14 protein-coding genes are annotated in these 14639 nt (G+C 44.7%); 9 read left to right on the forward strand and 5 right to left on the reverse strand.

Annotation, left to right across the window (positions count from 1 at the left end; translation table 11 throughout):
• Positions 1 to 213: 213 nt before the first annotated feature.
• The 4 genes from QUA58_RS22345 (at position 214) to QUA58_RS22360 (ending at position 3217) form a co-directional block, all read left to right on the forward strand.
• A complete protein-coding gene (locus QUA58_RS22345; protein ID WP_333396021.1) occupies positions 214 to 981 on the forward strand; it encodes an SDR family oxidoreductase in 768 nt (255 codons plus the stop codon).
• 86 nt (positions 982 to 1067) lie between these two features.
• A complete protein-coding gene (locus QUA58_RS22350) occupies positions 1068 to 1493 on the forward strand; it encodes a nuclear transport factor 2 family protein (protein WP_333396024.1) in 426 nt (141 codons plus the stop codon).
• 21 nt (positions 1494 to 1514) lie between these two features.
• Positions 1515 to 2399 (forward strand): NmrA family NAD(P)-binding protein, encoded by an 885-nt coding sequence (locus tag QUA58_RS22355; protein WP_333396026.1) that lies wholly within the window; start codon positions 1515 to 1517, stop codon positions 2397 to 2399.
• An 80-nt stretch (positions 2400 to 2479) separates the two neighbouring features.
• The gene (locus QUA58_RS22360) at positions 2480 to 3217 is read left to right on the forward strand and encodes an SDR family oxidoreductase (protein WP_333254086.1); all 738 of its coding nucleotides are present in this window, start codon (positions 2480 to 2482) and stop codon (positions 3215 to 3217) included.
• Positions 3218 to 3295: 78 nt separating this feature from the next.
• Here the strand turns inward: QUA58_RS22360 and QUA58_RS22365 are convergent, their stop codons facing one another.
• Positions 3296 to 3946, reverse strand: a complete 651-nt coding sequence (locus tag QUA58_RS22365) for a Uma2 family endonuclease (protein WP_333396029.1) — start codon at positions 3944 to 3946, stop codon at positions 3296 to 3298.
• A 198-nt stretch (positions 3947 to 4144) separates the two neighbouring features.
• Positions 4145 to 4837 (reverse strand): 2-C-methyl-D-erythritol 4-phosphate cytidylyltransferase, encoded by a 693-nt coding sequence (ispD, locus tag QUA58_RS22370; RefSeq protein WP_333396032.1) that lies wholly within the window; start codon positions 4835 to 4837, stop codon positions 4145 to 4147.
• A gap of 169 nt (positions 4838 to 5006) precedes the next feature.
• On the opposite strand from ispD, the gene QUA58_RS22375 reads away from it, so the two are divergent.
• Positions 5007 to 5969, forward strand: a complete 963-nt coding sequence (locus QUA58_RS22375) for a glycosyltransferase family 9 protein (protein ID WP_333396070.1) — start codon at positions 5007 to 5009, stop codon at positions 5967 to 5969.
• Positions 5970 to 6065: 96 nt separating this feature from the next.
• Here QUA58_RS22375 and QUA58_RS22380 read toward each other — a convergent pair whose 3' ends face one another.
• Both QUA58_RS22380 and QUA58_RS22385 read right to left on the reverse strand, forming a co-directional pair.
• The gene (locus QUA58_RS22380; RefSeq protein WP_333396035.1) at positions 6066 to 6785 is read right to left on the reverse strand and encodes a response regulator transcription factor; all 720 of its coding nucleotides are present in this window, start codon (positions 6783 to 6785) and stop codon (positions 6066 to 6068) included.
• Between the two features lie 54 nt (positions 6786 to 6839).
• The gene (locus tag QUA58_RS22385; protein WP_333396037.1) at positions 6840 to 7472 is read right to left on the reverse strand and encodes an ATP-binding protein; all 633 of its coding nucleotides are present in this window, start codon (positions 7470 to 7472) and stop codon (positions 6840 to 6842) included.
• Positions 7473 to 7765: 293 nt separating this feature from the next.
• Between QUA58_RS22385 and QUA58_RS22390 the strand changes: the two genes are divergently transcribed.
• The 4 genes from QUA58_RS22390 to QUA58_RS22405 all read left to right on the forward strand — a co-directional run bounded on the left by QUA58_RS22390 (position 7766) and on the right by QUA58_RS22405 (position 13405).
• Positions 7766 to 9187: an AAA family ATPase gene (locus QUA58_RS22390; protein ID WP_333396039.1), complete on the forward strand. Its 1422-nt coding sequence runs from the start codon at positions 7766 to 7768 to the stop codon at positions 9185 to 9187.
• Positions 9174 to 11417, forward strand: a complete 2244-nt coding sequence (locus tag QUA58_RS22395) for a WD40 repeat domain-containing protein (protein WP_333396041.1) — start codon at positions 9174 to 9176, stop codon at positions 11415 to 11417. The genes QUA58_RS22390 and QUA58_RS22395 overlap by 14 nt, the downstream gene beginning before the upstream one ends.
• Positions 11414 to 12538, forward strand: a complete 1125-nt coding sequence (locus QUA58_RS22400; RefSeq protein ID WP_333396043.1) for an ATP-binding protein — start codon at positions 11414 to 11416, stop codon at positions 12536 to 12538. Before QUA58_RS22395 ends, QUA58_RS22400 begins: the two co-directional genes overlap by 4 nt.
• Positions 12539 to 12820: 282 nt before the next feature.
• Positions 12821 to 13405: an HAD family hydrolase gene (locus QUA58_RS22405; protein WP_333396045.1), complete on the forward strand. Its 585-nt coding sequence runs from the start codon at positions 12821 to 12823 to the stop codon at positions 13403 to 13405.
• Positions 13406 to 13412: 7 nt separating this feature from the next.
• Here the strand turns inward: QUA58_RS22405 and QUA58_RS22410 are convergent, their stop codons facing one another.
• Complete coding sequence (locus QUA58_RS22410; protein WP_333396048.1) at positions 13413 to 14633, reverse strand: response regulator; 1221 nt, start codon at positions 14631 to 14633, stop codon at positions 13413 to 13415.
• Positions 14634 to 14639: the final 6 nt, after the last annotated feature.

Raw genomic sequence — 14639 nt, forward strand, 5'->3', positions numbered from 1 at the left:
CGAGAGTAAAACTTTGGGTGTTACCTAAAGCTGCTTTGTCCGCAGAATCTCAGTGGCTTCAGCCCTGAGAGTGTCAACATAGAGCATCTTGAGCCATTCCTAAAATAGGGTTTTGGAGGATTAGGCAATAAATTGCGAGGTCTGTGTATTCAAAATTCTTGCTTTTACTCATACGATGAACACATCTGAATGAAACACTAAAAGGATAAGGCAATGACCAAAGATCAGACAAAAATCGCATTAGTAACAGGGGCGAGCCGAGGACTTGGCAAAAATACCGCTTTGACTCTTGCCAGAAAAGGAGTCGATGTCATCGTGACATATCACAACAGCGATGAGGATGCCAAAGATGTCGTATCTGCGATCGCCGATATCGGAGCTCAAGCGGTTGCACTGCAACTGGATACTTCAAACACGAAAACCTTTGACGGTTTTGTGGAACAAGTCAAGCAGTCACTTGAAGATAAATGGCAGACAGAGCATTTTGATTTCCTCGTAAATAATGCTGGTATTGGGGTTCATGCGTCTTTTGCTGATACCACCGAAGATGATTTCGATCGCTTGATGAATATTCATGTAAAAGGCGTTTTCTTCCTCACGCAGAAACTTCTGCCTTTGATCAATGATGGAGGACGGATAGTCAATATTTCGTCTGGGCTTGCCCGTTTTGCTCTACCTGGCTATGCAGCTTATGCAAGCATGAAAGGAGCGATCGAAGTTTTGACCCGATATATGGCTAAGGAATTAGGACACAGACAGATTGCTGTGAATGTGGTAGCCCCAGGCGCAATTGAAACGGATTTTAATGGCGGTGCGGTGCGTGACAATCCTGAGATTAACAGCTTTATCGCTTCGCAAACTGCCTTGGGTCGCGTCGGTCTGCCTAATGATATCGGCGGTGCGATCGCCTCTTTGCTATCCGAAGAAAACAGATGGGTGAATGCACAGAGAATCGAAGTCTCTGGCGGTCAGTTTGTTTAATTCCAACTAACCTCAACAGAAGGGACAGAAATAGGAGATTTCGAGTGAGAGCCATCCAATTTTAAGGTGAAATAGAAGAGGAAGATATGACTACACAGCTTTTGACTGACCATCTCGCATTGATTGGCAAGGATACCGAAGCTTGGATAAATTTATTTGCTGAAGATGCAGTTGTTGAATTTCCGTATGCTGCTGCTCTGAATGCGCCTGAACGAATTGAAGGCAAATCTGCCATCTACAACCACATGAAAAAGATGGTGGCACAGATGCAAGATTTAGTATTCACGAATGTTTGCGAATATCAAACGTCAAACCCTAATGTTCTATTTGCCGAGGTTCATGGGGAAGCCGAGATCGTGGCCACAGGCCGCCACTATCAACAAGATTATGTGATGCGATTAGAAACCAAGGATGGAAAGATCGTTCACTACCGTGAATACTGGAACCCTGTCCCCGTTATTGATGCAATGGGCGACACCCAAAATTTGCGCCAATTTTTCAGCCGGGGCTAATACATTTAAAAGAGGAGAGCTATGAAAATTGTCATTGCAGCCGCATCAGGCAATATTGGACGGCGCACCGCTGAGAAAGTGATACAAGCTGGAGCCGAAACCGTTCTGTTGGCAAGACATCCAGAGAAGTTAGCGGATCTAGTTGAGCGAGGTGCGACAGTGAAGCAAATTAGCAGTGACGATCCTCAAGGATCGATCGAAGCAACGCAAAATGCAGATGCTTTGTTTTGGCTGACTCCACCGAAACTCGACACGCCAAGCTTATCCAACTGGTACATCCAGACGGCAATGGCGGGAGCCACAGCAGTGCGCGAAAACGGCATCAAGCGAGTGGTCAATATTTCTAGCGTTGGTGCAGGTGCAAAACCAAATTTAGGTACTGTCTCATTCGTTGGTGAGGTTGAATCGATTTTCAACCAAACCACAGCAAATTTGCTGCATCTGCGTCCCGGCTATTTTATGGAGAATTTCCTGGATCAAGTCAAGTTGATTCAGCAAGACCATAGCGTAAGCTTCCCCTATGCTAGTGACCACGATATTCCTTGGATTAGTACGGATGATATCGGCGATGAGGCCGCGAAATATCTACTCGATGATTGTTGGGCAGGTAAGTGGACTCGTAATTTGATGGGGCCAGAAAATTTAACGCTCTTGGAAACAACTGTTATTCTTTCACAAGTGTTAGATCGCCCGATCGAATATGTTCAGGTGACTATTGAATCGATCCAACAGCAACTAGCTTCGTTTGGCGCAACACCTGATGTACAAACAGAGTTAGGGAATTTGTTTATTGCCCTGGGCGATCCTGACGGAGTTTATGCGACAGCCAGAACCCCTGAAGCAGTTACACCAACAACGTTTGAACAGTTTGTTAAGAACAAACTATGGGATGCCCTCGCGCCTTGATTGCGACGGGAACTCTCGAAGAGCTGTTTCAACAAAATAATCTCAAATTTTCAGTAACATCACAAGAATAGAAGATTTCAATGTCTAACTTAAATGGGAAAGTGATCATTATCACTGGAGCCAGTAGTGGAATCGGTGAAGCCAGTGCTAAGTTGCTTGCTAAAAAGGGCGCAAAAGTTGTTTTAGGCGCACGTCGCACCGATCGCCTAGAAGCGATCGCCAAGGACATTCGCGCGGAGGGTGGAATCGCCGAATACCAGGCTCTAGATGTGACGCAACGCAGTCAAATGGAGGATATCGTTCAATTTGCCCAAAGTAAGTTCGATCGCGTAGATGTCCTGATTAACAATGCTGGCATCATGCCCCTATCCGCACTCGAACAACTGAAAGTTGAGGAATGGGATCGCATGATTGATGTCAATATCAAAGGTGTTTTATACGGTATTGCCGCCGTACTTCCCGTCATGAAGGCACAAAAATCAGGTCAGATTATTAATCTTTCTTCCATTGGCGGACACGCGGTTTCTCCAACTGCTGCTGTTTACTGTGCGACTAAATTTGCCGTTAGAGCCATCTCAGAAGGCTTGAGACAAGAAGTTGGGGGCGACATTCGGGTGACGGTGATTTCTCCGGGAGTAACCGAGTCTGAGTTAGCCGAGAGCATCACTGATGAAACTGCAAGATCGGGAATGCAAGAATTCCGCAGAATAGCTATTCCTGCTGCTGCCATCGCGCGATCGATTGTATTTGCGATCGAACAACCTGACGATGTTGATGTTAGCGAAATTATCGTCAGACCAACAGCCAGCCCTTACTAAAGAAACAGCAAATTTCTCTATTGAAAATACGGTGTGATGAAGCTGGTAATCTGGTGACTACTGCCAAGGCCCAATTCGCTAGTTAGATTTCACCATCTCTCTCACCCAGTTGCGAAAATTCACCTCGGCTTCTACTTCATCTAGCTGCGCTGCTGCCAAAAATTCGTAAAGTTTGGACTTGGGAAGTATCGCAAAAGTGGGGCTGACCGATACTTCCAAATACTCATCGTTCTCCAGCTTATAAATTCGCCATTCTCTACCATTGTAACGCCAAAATTCCGGTACTCCCATACTGGCATAGAGAGCAGCCTTGTTAATATCGGTATGGGTAATATCTATTTCTACTACTAAATCGGGTGGCGGATCTGTGGCTAAATCTACTGTACGACCGGCTACGAGGGGTTGATTTTGGATGTAATAGGCATTATCTGGCTCTGCACCGCGCTCTAAGTCCGATCGATCGAGGGTTGTTGAACCCATTGTTTTAATCTTCAAACCTAGCTCTACAGCCAAAATAATAATCAGTCGTTCGATTAAGCGTGCTGAAAATTCGTGTTCTTCTAAAGGCATGGTAATTTCTAAAATCCCCCGGTCGAATATCAATGTAGCCGCTCGGTTATCGCCTAAAATCTGTAGCAGTTGTTGATAACCCTGCCAAGTAATATTTCTCAACACTACTCGCTTTTCGCCTATGAGTAACGGTGGTGCGATCGGCGCAACAGAAATCATATGTTTACTTCCAGCTATGATATTTCTAAGATAACATAAGGAACAGGCAAGATGCCTGTTCCACAATTAACAAATTATTGATTGTGGAACGGGCATCTTGCCCGTGCAAAGGAACAGGCAAGATGCCTGTTCCACAATTAACAAATTATTGATTGTGGAACGGGCATCTTGCCCGTTCTTAAAAATAGTCAACAAATTCTATTTGCTCTTATCTGTTCTCTGCCGCAAAATAAATTCAGCGAGGGCCAAATCAACCGGTGTTGTGACTTTCAAATTCGTCTCTTCTCCCTCCACAATTTGCACTGGTAAACCGCATTTTTCAAACAAAGCCGCATCGTCTGTCACTTCCCAACCTTTTTGTCGCCCTTGTTCGTGACACTGCTTTAACAATTTCACTTCAAATCCTTGGGGAGTCTGGGCTGCCCATAAATTGCTTCTGTCTGGTGTGTCTCGCACGATTCTAGACTCGTCTACGACCTTAATCGTATCCTTGACCGGGACGGCGACAATCAAGCCGGGACAGCTTAAGAGAGCTTGGGAAGATCGATCGAACAATTCAGCAGTTGCCAAACACCTCGCGCCGTCGTGAATCAAGACTCGATCGGCTGACGGAGGCAAAGCCTGCAAACCGTTGTAAACTGACTCTTGCCTGGTGGCGCCTCCTTTAATCAGTTCCACGGGCATAACCAAAGATAAATCGCTCAGAATTACTTTAAAAGCAGGAAAATCCTCTGGCTGACCCATGATGCCAATCCAGCTAATGTGCTGCGAAGCTTCAGCAGCAGCCAAAGTCCAACTCAGCAAAGGTTTTCCCAGCAAAGTCAGCAGCAGTTTGTTCCGCTGACTCCCCATCCGTCGCCCCGAACCCGCCGCAGCAATTAATAAGTGCATTAAGTAACCCTTCTTCACCCAACTAGGTATATATTAAGAGCGTCCTGTACTTTTGGGTCAGTTGTTTAGCTGTCAGCCAGTAGCTTTTAAAGTCTAGAAATACTATAAGCTGATAGCTGAAGACCGATCGCTGAGAGCTACCTCGATAGATAATAGCCGATCGTTTATGATGCGAATACTAGCACTTGTCCCAGGCGGGATTGGCGACCAAATTTTATTTTTCCCCACCCTCGATGACCTCAAGCAGTCTTATCCAGAGGCGCAAATTGATGTCATCGTGGAACCGAGGGCAAAGGGCGCTTACCGAGTCTGCAAATCCGTCAAAGAAGTCTTGACGTACAATTTCAAAGACCGCAACGCTATGGCAGATTTGGGCAATTTACTGGGCGTAATTCGCGATCGCGAATACGAAGCAGTTATTTCCCTCGGCCAGCGGTGGACTGTAGGGCTGCTGCTGTGGCTGACCGGCATTCCGCAGAGAGTTGGCTATTCGGGAATCAACGGCGCTCGATTTCTCACCGCTGCTGTACCGCTCAAAACTGAACAGTACGCCGCTTCAATGTACCACGATTTGCTGCAAGGATTTAACATTACAAATCCAACTCCTGCGATCGCAATTAATGTACCAAAACAGGACATTCAGTGGGCGGAAGCCGAACAACAGCGGTTGGGCGTAAAAGAAAGCGGTTACATTTTGATTCACGGCGGTTCGAGTCAATTAGCTGTGTCTAAAGGTATCGACAAAATTTACCCTACAGACAACTGGAAGCAAATAATTGAAGATTGTCAGCAGCGGCAGCCTAATTTGCCTGTTGTTGTTGTGAAAGGGCCCGAAGATGCAGACTTCGTGGCAAAGTTAGTCGAGTTATGTCCAAATGTAAAAGTTATCTCGCCGGATGATGTCGGCAAGTTGGCGGCCACTATTGCTGCTGCTAATTTGATGATATGTACTGACAGTGCGCCGATGCACTTAGCTGTGGCGGTTCAAACTTATACAATAGCTTTGTTCGGCCCGACTGAACCGGCGAAGTTGTTGCCAAAGAGCGATCGATTTTTGGGCATTAAATCTCCTACTGGCAAAATGGCAGACATCTCTCCTCAAGAGGTTTTGAAGAAGGTTTGGGGCGGCTAAGAACTAAGATATCTTAGCTGGTTCCCAGGCTGTGCCTGGGAACCCATATCTAGAGGCTAGGTTTTTCACAAAATCAAGTGGTTAATGCCGATGAGCTTAGGAAATTGCCATTGCAGTGCGCGAGGGGGGCTCGAACCTGTAACCGTAACCCCGAATTGTTTTAATAAACTGCGACGCATTAGCATCAACTTGAATCATTTTCTTGCGAATCTGACCGATATGTACGCTAACAACGTTCTCTTCTCCTGTGTCGTTGCAGTTCCACCCCCAGATTTTTTCGATTAGCTGTTGGCGACTCCAAGATTGACCGGAATGACTTGCCAAAAAATACAATATCTTAAATTCCAAGGCTGTTAACTTGATAATGCGATCGTTGAGTGTTGCTTCCCGGCGCCCTGAATCGATCGCAAATTGATCGAATACAATACGTGATGGAGTGACAGGCCTCATCCGTCTCAACACAACTTCTATACGAATTGCCAACTCTGCCAAACCAAAGGGTTTACAGATATAGTCATCAGCACCTGCAGACAGGACCTTAAGTTTATCAGCTTCGTCTGTGCGACTGCTTAGCATGATCACAAAAACATTAGTACGGCGCTGCATTTCCTGGCAGAGGTGATAACCTGTAGTATCTGGTAAATTCCAATCGAGAACGACTAGCAGTGGCTTTAATTTCTCAAACAATTCTAAAGCAGTCTCGCCATCTCCTGCCGAATCTACTTGATATTTCTGATTCAAAAAGCGATGAACTAGAGTGCGGATGGAAGCGTCATCATCCACAACGAGAATCTTGGGAGTAGTATCAGTAATCATCACAAAAAAGTTCCTTTCTGTGGTCAATGGAAGGGTGGCAATTTCCGAACAGCTTTAGTGAAGAGTAAAGCCCAAGTCGTTCCAACTAAACACACTTTTTTCGGGCAATTCTTCTTTCAGCTTAGTCTTGAGGTCAAAAGGCTTTCCCCAATCCCATATTTCGATCTCTAGGCGTTCGTTAAATACTGCGATCGCCAGCTCGATTTTCGGAGTTTCCACTGACAGATTTGTGGGGGCGTGGCGCACAGCATGGGCAAAACCCTCGATCGCAGCAAGCTTACAAAGCTGCAAAACTTCTTCGGGAATGTGTAGAGGCTCTAACTGCTCAACCCACCATAAAACTTGAGTAACAGCCTTGAGATCGCTACTTACTTGAAGTTTTATTTTGTGAATTGGCTGGTTATAACTTCGATCGGATTGGGGAGTTCGTTGCTCTTGAAGCCAGTTAAAGCTATGTAAAACGTCGATTGCACGCTTAAAAAAATCCGCTTGAGTGCTAGGTTCGGGTGGTACTATACCGGGCTGAAAATATTTGACAATTAACAGACAGTTTCGACCTGCAGACGTGCGGGTATAACTTAGCTCATCGGCAATTTTGCCAATAAGTTTTATACCTATTTTGCCTATTTCATCGATTTCGCTAAAATCTTCGTCACCGTGGGAGTTTCCGAATAATTTAAAATTCATTTGACTGACCTCTCTTGTTTATCAATAACTGCTTGTCTGTGTTCTGATCAAATCATGGCATCACTTTAATTAAGTGAAGTTGACCAGAGGTATAAAGTTAGGTCTATTAGAGGTCGGTATAATGAAAGTATACTCAAGGTATAATTAAACTACTGTCATGCAGAGTCCCTATCCTTCGCAAGGCTCAGGACTGCGAAGCATCCCAGCCGTCTAAGAGATCCTTGGCAAGGCTCAGGATGATTTAAGTGCATGACGCGTAAGTTGTAATAAAGTTATATTGGGGGTTAACCTAGATGGATTGGCAAGAATTCCTTACAGGCGAATCTGGGAGACATGAATTATCTATGGAACAAACAGAAACATTATTAGCACTCTTCTCTCGTGAAAGAGTACCCCTAAATCAGACAGAGCTTTCATTAACATTAAGCATATCAGAACCTACTGTAAAACAGCGGATGGGAGAGATTTATAGGAAGTTTTCAGCCAGTTTTCCAGAACTTGATAACCACCAAGGTGCAGGTAAGTCGAGGATTCTGCATACTAAATTAAAACAGAAGTATTATCAACCATCACAACCAGTAGTTGCCCCCTACCCTGAAGAATTTATATCGTTAATAGAAGAAAAAATTCGCAGGTTTTGCGGCCGCCAATTTGTTTTTGATACTTTTCAGCAATTTATCACCGACAATCCTCACGGTTATTTTACGATCGTCGGGGATGCGGGAATGGGGAAAAGTTCGATCGTTGCCAAATACGTCTGGGAACATAAATCTCCCTGCTATTTCAATATTCTCGTCGAACGGCGCAACAGACCAGAATTGTTTTTGAAAAGCATTCGCCGCCAATTAATTGACCGCTATCAATTGCCAAAATCAGAAGAGGCCGATTTACCAACTTTACTGGCACAGGTGGCGGGAAAACTCACGGCGGGCGATCGTTTGGTAATTGCAATTGATGCACTGGATGAAGTTGAACAAGAACCGGGAGAAAATCTTTTACATTTGCCCACAACTCTGCCAAATAACGTGTATTTTCTGCTGACGCGGCGACCATTTAACCTCGGTCAAAGGCGGTTGGTCGTATCTCCGGGAGTTCCGGTAAAAGAGTTAGATTTAAGAGATAGTGACTATGTTCATTTCAATCAGAATGATATCAAACACTATATTCAGTATGTTGTGACAAATCCCGATTCTGAGTATAAAGATAACTTGACACAATGGATTCAAACCCGCAGCATTACCGATACAAATTTTGTCGAGCAAGTGGCAAAAAAGAGCGAAAACAATTTTATGTATTTGCGCTATGTTTTGCCAGCAATTGCTAAGGGCAATTACAATGACTTGAGTTTAAAGCAATTGCCAGATGGGCTGCAAGAATATTATCAAAGCCATTGGGTGCGGATGGGGATGGAAGCTAAGCCAGGGCAATTGATGGAGATTGTCTTGTATATTTTGCTAGAGATTGGCACGCCGATTCCCTGCGAGATGATTGCTGGAATTGCCGAGAAGGGTGAATGCCATGTGGCACAGATTTTAGAAAATAAGTGGGTTGAGTATTTAAAAAAACAGGATGTAGAAGGAGAAATCTGCTACACCATCTATCATGCTAGTTTCCTTGACTTTCTGAAAACAAAACGGGAGATGGATTCAAAGCGGAGAATTTTTCTGGAAGTAAATAAACGGATTTCTGAGTATTTAGAAAATGGGATGGCGTGAGATGGGAGAATTTGCTGAAAAGTTAGCGGCCAAACCACTTTTCTATCAACGTGCTTATCTGGGGAGCTTACTGCCAAATTATGTCAAGTCAGGGAATTTAGAAAAGTATTATCAAAAACTGACTGATTTTAACTTTCTGATGGCAAAGATTCAGCATCCTGAGTTTGGGTTGCAGGCACTTATTGATGATTTCAATTTGGTTGACGATTCAGAAGCAGTCACTCACCAAGAATACAACCCAGGAACAGCGAAATCCCTGAACTTGATTCAAGCGGTACTGTGGATGTCAGCCGATATTTTGGATGGAGATAAGACGCAACTGGCAGGGCAATTGTTAGGGCGCTTACTGTACTTTGAAATGCCTCTGATTCAGACAATGCTGGAGGTAGCAAAGCAGTGGAAAGCAGCACCTTGGTTGCGTCCTTTGACACCCTGTTTAACTCCCCCTCGCAGGGGACTACTACGCACTATCGAAGGTCACAGCAACTCGGTCAATGCAGTTGTCGTAACTGCTGATGGCAAGCGGGCGATTTCTGGTTCTTTCGACAACACCATCAAAGTCTGGGATTTAACAACTGTAAATGAACTGTCTACCCTCGAAGGTCATAGCTACTTGGTAAACGCAGTAGCCGTCACGGAGGATGGGAAGCGGGTGATTTCTGGTTCATCGGATCACACTCTCAAAGTCTGGGATTTAACAACTCGAAAGGAACTGTTTACTCTCACTGGTCACAGCGACTCGGTAAAAGCAGTTGTCGTCACTGCTGATGGAAAGCGGGCGGTTTCCGGTTCGTGGGACAAGACCATAAAAGTCTGGGATTTAACCACTGGAAAGGAACTGTTTACTCTCAAAGGTCATAGCAATTTGGTAAATGCAGTAGCCCTCACCCCTGATGGCAAGCTGGCAATTTCTGGTTCATCAGACAACACTCTCAAAGTCTGGAATTTAACCACTGGAAAGGAACTGTTTACTCTCAAAGGTCATAGCAATTTGGTAAATGCAGTAGCCCTCACCGCTGATGGCAAGCTGGCAATTTCTGGTTCATCAGACAAAACCCTCAAAGTCTGGGATTTAACAACTCGAAAGGAAAAGTTTACTCTCAAAGGTCATAGCAATTTTGTAAATGCAGTAACCCTCAACGCTGAGGGCAAGCTGGCGATTTCTGGTTCATCAGACAACACTCTCAAAGTCTGGAATTTAACAACTCGAAAGGAAAAGTTTACTCTCAAAGGTCATAGCAATTTGGTAAATGCAGTAGCCCTCACCGCTGAGGGCAAGCTGGCGATTTCTGGTTCATCAGATAACACCCTCAAAGTCTGGGATTTAACAACTCAAAAGCAAGAGTTTACTTCTGAAGGTCACAACTACTCGGTAAATGCAGTTGCCGTCACTGCTGATGGCAAGCGGGCGATTTCTTGTTCTTTCGACAACACCCTCAAAGTCTGGGATTTAAAAACTGGAAAGGAACTGTTTACTCTCAAAGGTCACAGCCAGTGGGTAAATGCGGTAGCTATCACTGCAGATGGCAAGCGGGCGATTTCGGGTTCAGATGACAATACCCTCAAAGTCTGGGATTTAACAAATGAAAAGGAAGAGTTTACTCTCCAAGAGCACAGCCAGTGGGTAAATGCGGTAGCTATCACTGCAGATGGCAAGCGGGCGATTTCTTGTTTGTGGGACAACACCCTTAAAGTCTGGGATTTAACAACTAGAAAGGAAGAGTTTACTCTCAAAGGTCACAGCAACTCAGTAAATGCAGTTGCCGTCACCTCCGATGGCAAGCGGGCGATTTCTGGTTCAACAGATAACAGCCTCAAAGTCTGGGATTTAACAACTCGAAAAGAACTGTTTTCTCTCAAGGGTCACAGCTACTCGGTAAATGCAGTTGCTGTCACGGAGGATGGCAAATGGGCGATTTCTGGTTCAGATGACAACACCCTTAAAGTCTGGGATTTAACAACTAGAAAGGAACTGTTTTTTCTCTATGGTCACAGAAACTCGGTAAAAGCAGTCGCCGTCACCTCCGATGGCAAGCGGGCGATTTCTGGTTCAAGAGACAACACCCTCAAAGTCTGGGATTTGTGGAGTGGAAATGTCATTGCCAGTTTCACGGGTGAAAGTTCGATCGCCTGTTGCGCTATTGCACCCGATGGAGTCACAATTGTGGCAGGCGACAAATCCGGTCGCGTGTATTTCCTGCGGCTAGAAGGGATGGAGGCACTAACATGAATTCCTCACCTCTGGCAACTCCCATCTCTACCGCTGCTTACCCAAAAGAATTTCAGCAACTCCTGCGATCAAAAACCGAGAATTTTGCAGGCCGCAAGTTTGTTTTTTCGACCATTTCCGACTTTCTGAACTCCCACAGCCGCGGTTATTTCACAATAGTCGGCACTCCCGGCTGCGGCAAAAGTTCCATCCTCGCCCAATATGTCACCGCCCATCCTCGCAGTATCTATTACAACGCTGCAGTTGAGGGCAAAAATCGACCTGAAGATTTTCTCGCTTCTGTCTGCACTCAACTGATTGACAAATACCTTGCCGCCAATGGGGAAACATCGGAAATTGTCAAGCTAAGATCTCAACTTCAAAATCTCGAATCCCTTGATGGGAGTTGGTTTCTGTCTTTGTTGCTTCAGCAAATTAGCGATAAATTAAACGATCGCCAAAAGTTGATAATAGTCATTGATTCTGTAGACGCGATCGCCCGCACGAGTCAGCCTCCCAGCACAAATCTGTTTTATCTGCCGAGATATTTGGGCGATCGTACTTATTTTATCCTCGCCCGCCGCCCGTTTTTGAGAGAAAAATCGGGTTTATTAATTGAAGCGCCCTCTCAAACCCTCGATTTAAGAGATTATCCCGCCCAAAATCGGGAAGATGCCCTTAACTACATTCAGCAATACCTATCAACCGCACCGGCTTTAACTGCACCCGAATTCGGCCGACAACTCGCAACTCTGGGCGAAAACAATTTCATGTATCTGAGTCAGATGTTACCTGCCATTACCGAGAATTTACACCCCGATGCTAATCTGGGAGAGTCCTCACTTTTTTCGGAACTTCCTCCCGGTTTAGCAGCGTATTATCAAAACCACTGGCTGCGGATGAGAGGTGATACTTTATCGGCAGTTGACTTGTCTGTGCTCAATGTTTTGGTAAAATCCACAACAGGTTTGTCTGTAAGTGCGATATCCCATATAATTGATCGGGATGAATACGATGTTGAAAAAGTGTTAGACAATTGGATTGAGTTCTTAAACAAACAAGAAGTTGGAGGAAAAATTTGCTATAGTTTGTATCATGATAGTTTCCGCGAATGGTTAGGCAAACAATCTATTTTAGAATGACGCTCGTACCTGGATTTTCGCTGTGCCAGCCTATAGTCTTCCTTGTCCAGTCTTACCGATCCCCCCTAACCCCCCTTAATAAGGGGGGGACAAGAGTAGTCAAAGTCCCAAGCGGAAAAAGAGGAGGACTGGAACACTCAAAGTCCCCCTTCTTAAGGGGGATTTAGGGGGATCTAGACTCGACTATAAACGATAGATACAAAGGTTTTTAGGCTTAAGTTAACCCCAACAAACACTGCCACATCCTCACCCTAAACCCTATTTTCAAGCAACAATACAACCATGAAACGAGCAGTATTTCTGGACAGAGATGGCGTTCTCAACATCGAAGCGGGCTACATTCACCAAGTAGAAGATTTGCATTTAATCCCAGGAATAGCTAAAGCTGTACGCCTTTTAAATGACCACAAAATATTTTGCTGTCTGGTTTCCAATCAATCCGGCCCCGCCAGAGGTTATTATCCAGTCAGCCACGTTGAAGCTTTGCACAAACGCCTTTGTCAACTATTAAAAAATGAAGCTGGAGCGAGGTTAGATGCTCTTTATTACTGTCCTTATTTAAGCGAAGCGGAAGGGGGAACTAACCCCGAATTTACGCGCTATACAACTTGGCGAAAACCGAATACAGGGATGTTGGTAGCCGCCGCTTGGGAACACAATTTGGATTTACCGAACAGTTTTATGGTGGGAGACAAAGCGACTGATGTGGATATGGCTCACAATGCCGGTTGTACTGGTATTTTAGTGCAGACTGGTTACGGCGAAAGCGTGTTGAGCGGCGAGTATCAGCACCATACTAAACCGGATTTTATTGCAGCCAATTTAGCAGTGGCGGTTGAGTGGATTTTGCAACATTTTGATGATTAGATAAGTCTTATCTATGATTTTTTGAGGAAAGAGCTACATAGGGAAGCACGACTGTAAAGTTAGTACCAACGCCGATTTTGCTTTCACAGCCGATCGCACCTCCTTGCAAATCCACAGCTTTTTTAACAATCGTCAATCCCAAACCGTTACCTTTAATCTTCTCAGTATTCTTGCATCGGTAGAACATTTCAAATATTTTCCCGACTTCGGTTTCTGGGATGCCAATACCTTCGTCTTGGATGCGGATAATTAGTAAGGGATAGTTAATATTTGTACATTGAGTATTGGGAAATAAACACTCGCGAGAAAAACAAAAGATAGGTTCTTTGTCTCCATCTCCTGCTTGACTGTATTGCAATTCCAAGCTGACTTGACCGCCGCTTGGGGAATATTTGATGGCGTTGACAATTAAGTTAGAAATAATACAGTGCAGCAATTGTTGATCTAAAATCGCGCTGGTAACGTCAGACGGGATGAATTTTAGTTTGTGCTTGGCTTCATTTCCTAACTGCAGTTGATCCAGCAAATCTTGACAAAATTCGACTAAATTTATCGGTAATGGATGGGATTTGAGTTTACCTGATTCTGCTCGGCCCATGAACAGCATATCGTCGATTAGCTGGTTCATTTTTTTTGTAGCTGAATTCACCAGCCGCAGGGTTCTGACTTGGGCTTCATCATTGCTACGATCGCGATCGAGCTGTAGGAGTTCTGCAGAGATTAAAATTGCGTTGAGCGGATTCCGCAATTCGTGAGCAGCCATTGAAATATACTGGTTTTGGCGGTACGACTTTTCTTCCACCCACTCTCTCGTTGCTTCCGAAGCTTTAAGAGATTCTCGCATCTTAGCTTCGATTTCGTGTCTGTGCAGGGCAATCTCGATCGCCACCCGCAAATCATGTTGTTGAAATGGTTTGATAATATAACCAAATGGGTTTGTAAGTTTCGCTCTTTGCAGCGTTTTCTCGTCGGCATAAGCTGTTAAAAATACTGTTGGTACATCTACCTTGGTTCTGATTTGTTCGGCTGTTGTTATACCATCCATGTTACCTTTAAGCACGATATCCATCAGCACTAAGTCTGGCCGTTCTTCTGCAACTTTTTCCAGTGCTTCTTCCCCTGAAACAACCGTGGCTGTTACTATATAACCCAGTTTTTTCAACCTGCCTGCTATGTCTTCGGCGACAATCACTTCGTCTTCGACCACCAAAATCTTTATAGCGTTCATATTATT

The organism is Microcoleus sp. N9_A1, assembly GCF_036701795.1.
GTDB lineage: Bacteria > Cyanobacteriota > Cyanobacteriia > Cyanobacteriales > Microcoleaceae > Microcoleus.